Raw genomic sequence first — 13,571 nt, forward strand, 5'->3', positions numbered from 1 at the left:
TTTAATATTAAATTTAATTTACATTTTTGTCAACTAATCAAAAATGTATTTATGATATAAAAACTATAAATAATCCAATAAGTAATATTGTTTTTTTATATAAAAAGCATTAATATGTATGATAGTTTTTGTAAAATTATTATTAGTTAATTTTATATGAGTATATATAGCAATAATAGGAGTTATTATGGAATTAAAAGTATTAAATAAGCAAAACAATTCAAGAATGTGTTTAGTATGCGGATTTAAAAATGATTTAAGTTTGAAAGCTGAATTTTATGAATTAGAAGACAAATCATTATGTGCTTTGGTAACTTTTAAAGATGTGCATCAAGGTTATCCTTCAAGAGTTCATGGAGGCATACTAGCAGCTATTTTAGATGAAACTATAGGAAGAGCTATGATGCCTTATACTGGTGAAGATAAATGGGGTGTTACTATGACACTTACAACAAAATATAAAAGACCTGTACCTATTAATAAAGAAATCAGAATAATAGGAAAAATCACTTCAGGGGATGGAAGAATCTTTGAAGGCGAAGGTTATATACTTCTTAATGATGATAAAGTGGCTGTAACTGCTAAAGGTACATATATATGTATGAGTCTTGAAAAAATAGCAGAGATGGATCCTAATAATGAGGAGGATTGGGCTGTAGAGAAAAAAGATACTGATCCTACAACAATAAATATACCTTAATACTTTTATTTAATAAAACATTATTTTCAAATACTATAATAAACTTTTTTATTAAACGGCTTCAATATGAATAAAAAATTTGTTATGTCGTATAGCGGAGGAAAAGACAGTACTTTAGCATTATACAAAATGATTAAAGACGGATATATACCTAAATATATAATGACTACTATAAATGAAGAAGATGAACATTCATGGTTTCATGGAATATCTAAAAAATTATTTTATGAAGTAAGTAAATGTTTAGATATTCCTCATATTGCTATCAATACCACTCATTATACTTATAGAGTAAATTTTATAGAAGAATTAAAAAAAGTTAAAGAAGAAGGAATTAATATTTGTGCTTTTGGAGATATTGATATTCAAATGCATAGAGATTGGGCTGAAAATTTATGTAAGGAATCAGGTTTTGAATCAAAGTTTCCATTATGGCATCAGTCAAGAATATCATTAGCAAGAGAATTTGTTGATGCTGGTTTTAAGTCTAAAATAAAGATAATTGATACATCAAAACTTGATAAAAAATATTTGGGTCTTGATTTTACTAATGAACTTATTGAAGAATTCATATCTATTGGAATAGACCCTGCCGGAGAATCTGGAGAGTTTCATACATTTGTATATGACGGCCCTATATTTAAAAAGTCTCTTGATATCAAACTGTCAGAAGTACATGATTTTGAAAATCATTCAAGTATTGATATTATTTGTAATAATAATTAATGTATTTTTAACTTTAAAATAATAAACATTTGACTTTGATTAATAGTTTTTGTATAATACTTTATAATTTATAACTATAAAAAATATAATAAATTGTTGATTAAAAAGTAAATTATGAAAATAAACGAATTAGTATCTATATTAGTTCCTGTATACAATATAGAAAAAACAATAGAAAAAAATATAAATATACTTATAGAAAAAGTTTCTCCTTTTTTTATGAACTTTGAGATAATCATATCCGATGACGGAAGCAGTGATAATTCAAAAGAAGAAATAAAAAAAATATGTACTAATTTTCAAAATAATAATACAAATAAAAATTTAAAAAATATAATAGGTGTTTATGCAAGAGAAAATCAAGGCAAAGGACATGCTTTAAAAAGAGCATGCGAAATGTCAAGCGGTGAATATATAATATTTTGCGATGGGGATATGGAAATAGATCCTTCACAGTTAGAAAATTTCTTTGTGATTATGCAAAAAGAAAATGCTGATGTTGTTATAGGTTCTAAGAGGCATAAAGATTCTATAGTTAATTATTCTAATATAAGAAAATTAATATCTTTTATATATTTTATGTTTGTGAAGGTATTTTTTCATCTTCCTATACAGGATACTCAAACAGGATTAAAACTTTTCAAAAGAGATGCAATTATAAATATTTTTCCTAGAATATTAGTTAAAGCATTTGCTTATGATTTAGAAGTGTTGGTGGCATGCAATTCTAATGGTAAAAAAATAGTTTCTGCTCCTGTTATAGTTAATCCTAATAGGCATTTTGGATTTATTAGATTTCCTATTCTTTGGAGAACATTCATTGATACATTAGCAATATTTTATAGGCTTAATATTATTCATTTTTATAAAGATTTATTTTGCGAGTTAAAAGAAAAACCGCTTGTAAGTATTATAATACCTTTAAAAAAAATCAATGATTATATAAAAGAAGAAACAGAATATTTACTTGAACAGATATATACAAACTTTGAAGTGATAATACTTCCAGACAAATATATAGAAGATGAAGTTAATATAGAATTATTTAAAGACAGCAGAATAAGAATAATAGAAACAGGAGAACTTCCTCCTGCAATAAAAAGAGCTATAGGTGTAAAAAAATCTAATGGCAATATATTAGCATTTTTAGATGATGATACATATCCTGAAAAAGATTGGCTTTTAAATGCATTGAGGGCTATGGAAAGTACAAAAATTTCTGCTTTAGGAGGTCCTGCTATTAATACTCCTAAAGATAATTTCTCAAAGCAGATAAGCGGACTAATTTATAGTTCAACACTTATGAGCGGAAAGCATAAAGCCAGATATATACCTGATAAAGTTCAGTATGTTAATGATTATCCTAGCTGCAATTTTATCATTACAAGGGAGCTTTATGATAGAGTAGGGGGATTTGACAGTGAGTATTGGCCTGGTGAAGATACTATACTTTGCAATAATATCATGAAAGAAAATGAAAAAATATTATATACTCCTGAAGCATTAGTTTATCATCATAGAAGGGATTTATTTTTTGGGCATTTCAAGCAGTTAAAAGGTTATGCTTGGCATAGAGGGTATTTTGTTAAAAGATTTGGAGGAAACTCTTTAAGTTTATCGTATTTCATTCCTTCAATATTTTTGATTTATACTATTTTTGTGCCTTTTGCTCTATACTTTGATTTACCTCAAGTTTTAAATACTTATATTCCGGCTATTAATAAAAATATATTTTTGGCTTTACTATTATTTCCCCATAGTTTTTATGCATTATGTTTGCTTGGAAGCTGGGTTAGTACATTATCGCCTATAAAGGGTTTTTGTAAGGCTATAGGCATATTTTTATCACATCTTACTTATGGTGTATTTTTATAAAAGGTTTTATAACAGGATTTATAAAAAAATAAAAATTAGAATTCTATAAAAGATAATTCCATTTTTCTTATAATACTGTTTATTGCTTTGATTTTTTCATCATTGTCTATATCTGATATTTGATAAGATTCTGGATTTGATTTTATCATTTCCAATAATTCAAAATAGTAAACAAATAAATTTTCGCTCATCATATCATCTAATAGAATATCATCTTTCAATAATTCATTTATTTTCAAAGCATTATCGAATAATATTTGATGATCTATATTTTCCATTAAGTTATTTAATTCTTCATAATTAGCCATATCTTTACATCCACTTATAAAAATTATACATAATTAATAGTATATTTAAATAAAATATAAAGTCAATATTTTGACATTTTGTATGTAATAAAATTTAAAAACTTTAATTACATTTGCCCGCCCTTTAGGCTTATAGTTTATTTTTGATATTTTTGTATTATTTTTCTTTTTGTTTTCACTGTTATTTTAGCTGCCCACCCAAGTTTTTTTAAAAAAAATTGATGTATATTTACCGCACGAATAATAAAATTATAAATATGTAATTATTAAATTAATATAATTGTATTTATATATAAAGCGTATTAACCGTGCGTTATAATTTTTTTATTAAGAACTTATAATAAAAAAGCTGAGAGCCGTAAAACTCTCAGCCTTTTATATTATATGCGGTAATTATAGATTATCTTACACTCTTATCATAAGGAATACCTGATGCTTTAGGAGCTTGTGAATTTTTAGAGGTAAATGCAAGCACTATTATAGTTGTTATATAAGGAATCATCTTGTATATATTATTAGATATAGGAAGATTTGCCAGTATAGGTATTCCAGAATAGGCAGAAGCTAATGTTTTCATAAGCCCAAAGAAGAAAGCAGCATAAAGTATTTTCATAGGCTTCCATTGTCCGAATATTAATACTGCTAAAGCTAAGAATCCGTAACCTGCAACAGTAGCATTGAAGTTTGTAGAAGTAGGAATAACAAATACTAGTCCGCCCAAACCTCCTAATGCTCCTGATATAGCAACACCAATATAACGCATCTTATAAACATTAATACCAACAGAATCTGCAGCCTGAGGATGCTCTCCGCAGCTTCTAAGTCTAAGTCCGAATCTAGTTTTATAAAGCACAAACCAAGATAAAGCTAATATTATGAATCCAATATATGTTGTTATGTATGTATTTTTGAAGAATAATCCTCCTATTATAGGAATGCTTCCAAGTATAGGTACAGATTCTATTCTAAAATTATTAACAAAACTTATTTGCTGAACTGTTTGAATGGCTCTTGTAACATATATAGCAAAAGCAGGTGCAAATATATTTAAAGCAGTACCGCTTATAACCTGATCGGCACTCATACTGATAGCAGCATAAGCATGAAGAAGAGAAAATATAAGACCGGATAAAGCAGATATAATCATAGCTAAAAATAATGTAATCATAGGAGGGAAATTAGCTCCTAATCTGCTTATAAAAAATATTCCTGCAAAAGCTCCGATTATCATTATGCCTTCAAGTGCAATATTAACTACACCGCTTCTTTCAGAGAACATTCCGCCTAATGCTACAAGTAAAAGCGGAATAGAAAAAAACATTGTCTGCTGTACTAAAAAATAAATTGTATCCATTAAAAAAATCTCCTTTTATATTTTCTATTCTTTACTCATTAGCATTCTTTTCTTCTTTTTTGATTAGCTTTTTAGATATAAATCCAACAATAGATTTGAAAAGCAAAGCAAAAGCACTGAAATATATTATAGACGATATAATCATCTCTATAATTTCAGGAGTAAAATCATATATTTGCATATAAAAACCGCCTACAGTAATATGAGCAATGAAAAGCCCTGCAATTAATATTCCTATAGGGTGAGATAGTCCAAGCAATGCAATAGGTATTCCCATAAATCCTTCTTCTGCAAGTATATCAACTACTTCTATATGCTTTCCAACACCAGAAAGATATAAAAGTCCGCCACCAAGTCCTGCCAAAGCTCCAGCTATAACCATAGAAAGAACTATATTTCTTTTTTCGTTGATGCCTGCATATTTACTTGCATCTTTATTGAGTCCGCATGCTTTAAGCTCGAAACCGAATGTAGTTTTAGAAAGAATTATATATACTATTATTACTACAATAACAGCGATGAAAAATCCTCCATTAGCACTTGAACCTCTGAATATAACATTAAGCCCCATAGTAGGAATCATAGAAGAAGGAGGTATATTTTGCGACTGATTTTTAAGCATATCATAAACTGTAAGCGTAACAAGATAATTAACCAAATACATACCAATATAATTCATCATAATGCTTGAAATAACTTCATTAACATTGAAATGAGCTTTCAAAAAACCCGGTAAATAAGCCCAAAGTCCTCCGGCTATAAAAGAAACTATTAAAGCTACAAACCAATGTAGAGCAGGCGGAAGAAATGTGCATTTTACTGCCACTAATACAGCAGCATAAGCCCCTACTATAAATTGTCCAGGAGCTCCTATATTAAAAAGTCCGTTTTTAAAAGCGAATCCAACCGAAAGACCTGTGAGTATTAAAGGTGTGGCAGTGTATATAACCTGTCCCATTCCTCTAGAGCCTCCAGAGAATCCTCCTGAAAGTATTGTCATAAAAGCGGGAAAAGCATCATGAACATTACTTATAAGAAGTATTATAAGACCCAGAAGCAGCCCTATAATAATAGCGAGAAAAGAAGAAAATATATTAACAAATCCTTCTTTCTCCAAAATACCAGCCAATTTGTTTTTGAAATCCATTAAGCACTCCTTTTATAACAATACATTATTAATAATTTTATCTAGTATTTTTTATAAAAACTTGTTCGCTGTCGCTCACACATTTTTTATTTTTATTTATTTATCTATCTATAAAAAAATTATTCGCTTCTAGGCTATTTTAAGTAAACTTAAAATAGGCTCATAATTTTTTTCTTATATCCTTTATAAAAAATTTGTTCGTTAATAAGCCCTGCCATTCTAACGAATGTCAGGCACTCACAAATTTTTTATTATAGTTTTTCTATTTCTTATATCCTTTATAAAAAATTATTCGCTTCTAGGCTATTTTAAGTAAACTTAAAATAGGCTCATAATTTTTTCTTATATCCTTTATAAAAAATTTGTTCGTTAATAGGCCCTGCCATTCTAACGAATGTCCGGCACTCACAAATTTTTTATTATAGTTTTTTTATTTCTTCTATGCTCAAACCTGTATTCTTACTAATTATTTTTATATCTATTCCTGATTTTTTTTAATTTCTAGCTATAGATATTTGCTGTTCTTTTTTACCTCTTTCTATACCTTCTTCAATTCCTAATCTTCTTTATTCTTCAAGCATTATTTGATTGCCGTATAAATATGCCTGTCTTTTATCATATTCATTCATCATAAGTCTGTCTTTTATAAAATTATTATATTTTCTTTGTACTTCTTCCATTATTGGTTTTTCTTTAACTAATTCGGACATAATTTTCTCCTTATTATCTTTCTCTTTCATAGTAAAAAACTTTAACCAGCAATTTAAATCAGGTTTTAATAAATTATACTGAAATTTTTTAAGTTCTATTATATGTATCTGTAAATGATCTGTTAAAAGTCTTTGATTAACTGTATCATAAATCATATAACAGGAATGTATATTATTACTTTCATCTAAATTAAAATTAAGAAGATTTATACTTATTACTGGAGTTAGAGCATCATATTTTTCGCCCTGTTTTAAAAGTTTGCTATAATTAGAAGCCCAATAGTATAATATTCTTTCTGGAAATCTTGAATTGCCTTGAAGCTGAATTTCTATTATAACAACCGAACCATTTTGTACATCGGCAATTGTTTCTTTATCTCCGTAATTTTCTTTATAATTAAATGGAGTTAATATCTCTACTGATCTAAAAGTTTTCATGCCAGAATCAAGCATTATAGAGTTGATGAAATCCAATAATATAGACTCACTTCCTTTATCAGAAAAAAGATATCTCACAAAATAATCATTCAAAACATTAAAATCTTTATTACTTCTCATAATTCAATTATATAAAATATCATATCTTCATTAACTTTATGCACTTCTCTTAGAGCCTGCCATATAAAGACCAAGTTCATTAATAGTTAAATCTTTATTATTAACATTAGCTACTATTTCACCTTCATATATAACAAGTATTCTGTCGCTTAAATTCATAACCTCATCAAGCTCTAAAGAAACAAGTAAAACAGCCTTTCCATTATCACGCTGTCTTATTAATTCTTTATGTATATATTCTATAGCCCCAACATCTAATCCTCTTGTAGGCTGAACCGCTATAAGTAAATCCGGATTTCTGTCTATTTCTCTTGCTATTATAGCTTTCTGCTGATTACCTCCTGACATACTTCTAGCTATAGTTTTAGCACCCTCTGCACTTCTTATATCAAATCTTTTTATAAGTTCATTGGCATAATTTTCTATTTCTTTGAATTTTAAGAAGCCTTTATTTTGAAATCTTTCTGTGAAATAAGTTTGAAGTATTGTATTTTCTCCAAGAGTATAATCAAGTACAAGTCCATGTTTATGTCTGTCTTCCGGAATATGTCCTATTCCGCTTAGAGTTTTATTTCTTATAGATAAATTAGTGATGTCTTTTCCATTTAAATGAATGCTTCCGCTTGACATCTCAATTAATCCTGTAAGTGCATATATAAGCTCGCTTTGACCGTTTCCGTCAATACCGGCAATACATACTATCTCTCCGGCACGAACATCGAAAGAAACATTTTTAACAATATTTTTTTCACTATGAGAAGATTTTACATTAAGGTCTTTCACTGATAATATTATATCTTTAGGTTTTGCTTCTGTTTTCTCTACTACTAAAGATACCTTTCTTCCAACCATCATTTCAGACATCTCTTCTTTTGTAGTGCTTTTTACATCAATAGTACCTATATATTTACCTTTACGAAGTACAGAACATCTGTCAGCAACTTCTTTAATTTCATTTAATTTATGAGTTATGAAAAGAATAGATTTTCCTTCTTTAGTTAAGGATTTCATAATTTTCATAAGCTCTTCTATTTCACTAGGGGTAAGTACTGCAGTAGGCTCATCGAAAATAAGTATATTATTATCTTTATAAAGCATTTTTAAAATTTCCACTCTCTGCTGCATACCTACAGTTAAATCGCTTATCAAAGAATCAGGATAAATTTCAAGACCGTAAGTTTTGCTTAATTCCATTACTTTCTTTCTTGCATCATCAACCTGAAGTATTCCATTTTTAACGGTTTCTACACCAAGCATGATATTTTCTAAAGCAGTGAAATTATGAACTAATTTGAAATGCTGATGCACCATACCAATACCCAAAGCATTAGCAGTATTAGGATTATCAATATTTACTTCTTTGCCATTAACTTTAATAACTCCTTCTTCCTGTTTATAAAGTCCGAAAAGAACACTCATTAAGGTTGATTTTCCAGCTCCATTCTCACCAAGCAAAGCATGTATTTCACCTCTTTTTAATTGTATAGTAATATTATCATTTGCTACTATACCCTTAAAACGTTTAGTAATATTAAGCATTTCAACTACATATTCTGAATTTTCCATTATATTTCCTATCATCATTTTATATAATAATTTAAAAACATTTATATATAAAATATAGTTAAATGATTTTGAATTGTCAAATATTTATAAAAAAATAGAGATACCAGATTTATATCCAGTATCTCTTTTGAATATATTTTGTAATTAATACTTTTTTATTGTATCAAATTAACTTTAACTATATCTAAAGGTAATTGATTAACATCTTTAGCATCTTTATCAGTAAGAACTTTTACGCTTCCATTATTAAGTTTTTGATATATTGTATCATAATCATTTTGAGTGAATTTTTGGAATTTAGAAGTAGCCATAGGAAGTCCTATACCATTAACTTTAGCATCAAGTATAACAGATTTTCCGCCAGGGAATTTATTGTTATAGAAGTCATCTATTGCATTATAAACAGATTCTCCAAGCATTTTCATAGCAGAAGTAATAACAGTAGGAGATTCAGCACTTTGATCTATATCAACACCTATAACTAATCCGTTATTTTGTTCAGCAGCACTCATAACAGAGTTTCCAGCACCACCTGCAGGAGCAAATATTACTTGTACTCCGCTTTGATACCAAGAAGTAGCTAAAGTTTGATTTTCAGGAGTAGCATTGAAATTACCTATATAAGTATAGTTAATTTTTATGCTTCCTGTAGGCATATTCAATTCTTTAGCTGCATAATTAGCACCTTGTACAAATCCATATCCGAATCTTATAACAGCAGGAACAGCCATACCAGCCATAACACCTAAATTAGTATATCCTTCTTTTACTATAGCATATCCTGCTAAAAATCCAGCCTGTTCTTCAGCATAAAGTACAGAATAAACGTTTTTTTCTATTCTGAAATCAGTATAAGTTCCGTCTTGAGGAGTTCCGTCCAAAAGTACAAAACTTACATTTGGATGAGTATCTTGAGCTCTATATACTGCAGGCTCGAATAAGAATCCAGGAGTTACTACCAATTTAGCACCTGCTGATACTGCTAAATCTATAGCATCAACATAAGCATCAGTAGTTTTTTGAGCAGGCTGATAATATTTATGAGATATTCCTTTCTCTTGGGCATACTTTGTTAATCCTTCCCAAGAGCCCTGATTGAAAGATCTGTCATCTATAGTACCAACATCTGTTATTAATGCTAGTTCATATCCTCCAGATTTTTTTCCGCCGCCGCCGCATGAAACTACTAGAATGAAGCTCATTACAGCAATGATTAAAACAAGAAATTTTTTCATAATTTGATGTCTCCTATTTTTAATATATTTATTTGCTAAAAATTATTAAAGCCATATTAATTTATGATTATTTTATATAATTAATTTCTACTATATCTACAGGCAGTTCTTCTACTGTTTTAACACTTCTATCTTTTAATACTTGTATATTGCCGTCTGAAAGTTCTTTATATATTGCATTGTAATCATTTTCAGTAAAGTTCTTAAATTGAGAAGTTTTTATAGGAAGTCCTATACCATTAACTGTAGCATCTAATACAGCAATTTCTCCTCCTTTGAAAGTACCATTATAAAAGGAATCAACAGTATTATAAACAGAATTTCTTATTCTTTTTATTGCTGATGTAATAATAGTAGGAGATTCAAAACTTTGATCAACATCAACCCCTATAACTAATCCATTATTTTGTTCAGCGGCACTTATAACAGATTTAACAGCACCGCCTGCAGGAGCAAATATTACTTGTACACCATTTTGATACCAAGAAGAGGCAAGTTCTTCATTTTGTAGAGTATCATAAAAATTACCTATGTAAGTATAATTTATTTTAATGCTTCTAATAGGCATATTCAATTCTTTGGCTGCATAATTAGCACCTTGTACAAATCCATATCCGAATCTTATAACAGGAGGAACAGGCATACCGCCAATAACACCCAAATTAGTATAACCTTCTTTTACTATTGAATATCCTGCTAAAAATCCTGCCTGCTCTTCAGCATAAAGCACTGCATGAACATTGTCTTCTAATTTGAAATCAGTATAAGTTCCGTCTTGAGGAACACCGTCTATAATTATAAAATTTACATCTGGGTATTTATCTTGAGATTTGTATACTGCTGTTTCAAATAAAAAATTAGGAGTTATTATCAATTTTACACCTTCATTAACTGCTGAATCTATAGCATCAATATATGCCTCTGTAGTCTTTTCTGTAGCTTGATAATATTTATATGATTTTCCTGAATTTTCAGCATATCTAACTAATCCTTCCCAAGCTCCCTGATTATATGATTTATCATCTATTTCACCTTCTGTTATCAATGCTATATCGAATTCTCCCTCTTTTGTTGTAGTTTTAGAGCATGAAATCATTAATATAAAAGCTGTAGTAATTATTATAAAGCTAAAAATTTTTTTCATACCGATCTCCTAATTAATTTATATAATCAATTTTGACAAAATTTAAAGGTAATTTTTCAACACTTTCTGCATCAGTATCTTTTAATACTTTAATCTTTTTTTTCACAAGAGAGTTATATATAATATTATAATCATATTCTTTAAAAACTTTAAATTTTGAAGTATTCATAGGAAGTCCTATTCCTTTAACTCTAGCATCTAATATAAAAGTTTTTCCACCATTGAAATTCCCATTATAATAAGCAGCAACAGCATTATAAACAGATTCTCTTATCAATTTCATAGAAGAAGTAATGACAGTAGGAGATTCAAAACTTTGATCCACATCAATTCCTACAACTAAACCTTCATTATTTTCAGCAGCATTTATAACAGAATAAGCAGCACCTCCTGCTGGAGCAAATATTACCTGTGTTCCGCTTTTATACCAAGATGCAGCTAAAGCTTGATTTGCCGGAGAATTATCATAGTTTCCAACATAAGTGTATTTTATATTTATACTTCCTTTAGGCATTTTTAATTCATCAGCTGCAAATTCTGCCCCCTGTACAAATCCGTATCCAAATCGTATAACAGGAGGAAGTGCCATACCGCCTAGAACTCCTAAATTTGTATATCCTTCTTTTACTATAGAGTATCCTGCTAAAAATCCTGCCTCTTCTTCGGCATAAAGAATAGCAATAGTATTCTTTGCTGTCTTATAATCATTATAACTTCCGTCCTGAGGTTCTCCATCTATCAAAATAAAATGTGTATTAGTATACATATCCTGTGCTTTATAAATAGCAGTTTCAAATATATGTCCTGGCGTTATTATCAATTTTGCCCCCATACGAACAGCTATATCTATTGCATTTAATGTTTCTTGTACATTTTTATCAGGAACTCTATAATATTTATAGCTTATGCCGTAATGTTCAGCATAATCCTTCACGCCTTCCCAAGTACTTTGATTAAATGATTTATCATCTATATTTCTTACAATAACCGCTATTTCATAACCAGATGCTTCCTCTCCATCTATATCATTGCATGAAACAGCATACAGAAAAACAATCATAATAAAAAAAGTAAGAAATTTATTCATATTTATAATTCACCCATTACTGACAAATATTTTTATGATATAATCATTTTATATAATCAATTTTTACTAAATTTAAAGGTAATTTTTCAACACTTTCTGCATCAGTATCTTTTAATACTTTAATATTTTTGGTTACAAGAGAATCATATATTATATTATAATCATCTTGTGTAAAAACTTTAAATTTTGATGTATTCATAGGCAGCCCTATACCTTTAACTTGAGCACCTAATACAGTAGTTTTTCCTCCGCTGAAATTACCATTATAATAAGAGGCAACAGCATTATAAACAGATTCTCTTATCAATTTTATAGCAGATGTAATAACTGTAGGAGATTCAAAACTTTGATCAACATCAACCCCTATAACTAATCCATTATTATTTTCAGCAGCACTCATAACAGAATTTCCAGCAGCACCAGCAGCAGCAAATATTACCTGAACTCCGTTTCTATACCAAGAAGTTGCTAAAGTTTGATTTTCAGGAGTAGGATCATAATTACCTACATAAGTATATTTTATATTTACAGAATCTTTAGGTAATTTTAATTCAACAGCAGCATAATCAGCACCTTGTACAAATCCGTATCCGAATCTTACAACTGCAGGGTGTGCAACCCCTCCCATAAATCCTAAATTAGTATATCCTTCTTTTACTATAGAGTATCCTGCCAAGAATCCTGCTTCTTCTTCTGAATAAAGAATGGCAACAGTATTAGATGATGTTTTATAATCTGTATAAGTTCCGTCCTGAGGTTCTCCGTCTATCAATATAAAATGTACATTTGTATACATATCCTGTGCTTTATAAATTGCAGGTTCAAACATATATCCTGGAGTTACTATAAGTTTAGCTCCGCATCTAACTGCAAGGTCTATAGTATTCAAATAAGAATCTATATCTTTATCAGGAACTCTATAATATTTGTATGTTATGCCGTAATTTTCAGCATAATCTTTTACTCCTTCCCAAGAACCCTGATTGAAAGATTTATCATCTATAGGCCCTAAATCTATAAGTACAGCTATTTCAGAAGTATTTGTATCTTTATCTGCTTGTTGGCCGCATGATAACACAAATAAAGAAATGATAAATAAAACACATAACATAATTTTTTTAATCATAATTACATCCTAAAATTATTTTTTATTATTGTTGT

11 protein-coding genes and 1 pseudogene are annotated in these 13,571 nt (G+C 28.9%); 3 read left to right on the top strand and 9 right to left on the bottom strand.

Annotated features, from left to right (window positions below):
* The first annotated feature begins 187 nt into the window (after positions 1 to 187).
* The 3 genes from BINT_RS01405 to BINT_RS01415 all read left to right on the top strand — a co-directional run bounded on the left by BINT_RS01405 (position 188) and on the right by BINT_RS01415 (position 3,301).
* On the top strand, positions 188 to 700 hold the full coding sequence (locus BINT_RS01405) for a PaaI family thioesterase (protein WP_014486775.1): 513 nt from the start codon (positions 188 to 190) through the stop codon (positions 698 to 700).
* A gap of 66 nt (positions 701 to 766) precedes the next feature.
* Positions 767 to 1,426: a Dph6-related ATP pyrophosphatase gene (locus BINT_RS01410; protein WP_014486776.1), complete on the top strand. Its 660-nt coding sequence runs from the start codon at positions 767 to 769 to the stop codon at positions 1,424 to 1,426.
* A 114-nt stretch (positions 1,427 to 1,540) separates the two neighbouring features.
* Positions 1,541 to 3,301: a glycosyltransferase gene (locus BINT_RS01415; protein ID WP_014486777.1), complete on the top strand. Its 1,761-nt coding sequence runs from the start codon at positions 1,541 to 1,543 to the stop codon at positions 3,299 to 3,301.
* A gap of 35 nt (positions 3,302 to 3,336) precedes the next feature.
* Here BINT_RS01415 and BINT_RS01420 read toward each other — a convergent pair whose 3' ends face one another.
* From BINT_RS01420 to BINT_RS01460, 9 genes and pseudogenes are all read right to left on the bottom strand, one after another.
* Positions 3,337 to 3,609: a hypothetical protein gene (locus BINT_RS01420; RefSeq protein WP_014486778.1), complete on the bottom strand. Its 273-nt coding sequence runs from the start codon at positions 3,607 to 3,609 to the stop codon at positions 3,337 to 3,339.
* Between the two features lie 400 nt (positions 3,610 to 4,009).
* Entirely contained in the window at positions 4,010 to 4,963 is a 954-nt protein-coding gene (locus tag BINT_RS01425; RefSeq protein WP_014486779.1) for an ABC transporter permease, read from the bottom strand.
* Between the two features lie 31 nt (positions 4,964 to 4,994).
* Complete coding sequence (locus tag BINT_RS01430) at positions 4,995 to 6,110, bottom strand: ABC transporter permease (protein WP_014486780.1); 1,116 nt, start codon at positions 6,108 to 6,110, stop codon at positions 4,995 to 4,997.
* A 419-nt stretch (positions 6,111 to 6,529) separates the two neighbouring features.
* Positions 6,530 to 7,378: pseudogene (locus tag BINT_RS01435) on the bottom strand (Rpn family recombination-promoting nuclease/putative transposase).
* A 36-nt stretch (positions 7,379 to 7,414) separates the two neighbouring features.
* Positions 7,415 to 8,944 (bottom strand): ABC transporter ATP-binding protein, encoded by a 1,530-nt coding sequence (locus BINT_RS01440; protein ID WP_041177156.1) that lies wholly within the window; start codon positions 8,942 to 8,944, stop codon positions 7,415 to 7,417.
* Between the two features lie 155 nt (positions 8,945 to 9,099).
* Positions 9,100 to 10,179, bottom strand: coding sequence for a BMP family lipoprotein (locus tag BINT_RS01445; protein ID WP_041177157.1), 1,080 nt, complete (start codon positions 10,177 to 10,179; stop codon positions 9,100 to 9,102).
* Positions 10,180 to 10,246: 67 nt separating this feature from the next.
* On the bottom strand, positions 10,247 to 11,323 hold the full coding sequence (locus BINT_RS01450) for a BMP family lipoprotein (protein ID WP_014486784.1): 1,077 nt from the start codon (positions 11,321 to 11,323) through the stop codon (positions 10,247 to 10,249).
* Between the two features lie 13 nt (positions 11,324 to 11,336).
* Entirely contained in the window at positions 11,337 to 12,410 is a 1,074-nt protein-coding gene (locus BINT_RS01455) for a BMP family lipoprotein (RefSeq protein ID WP_041177158.1), read from the bottom strand.
* Positions 12,411 to 12,453: 43 nt separating this feature from the next.
* A complete protein-coding gene (locus BINT_RS01460; protein WP_041177159.1) occupies positions 12,454 to 13,536 on the bottom strand; it encodes a BMP family lipoprotein in 1,083 nt (360 codons plus the stop codon).
* Positions 13,537 to 13,571: the final 35 nt, after the last annotated feature.

Origin of the sequence: Brachyspira intermedia PWS/A, from assembly GCF_000223215.1 — a bacterium.
Taxonomy (GTDB): Bacteria; Spirochaetota; Brachyspiria; order Brachyspirales; family Brachyspiraceae; genus Brachyspira; species Brachyspira intermedia.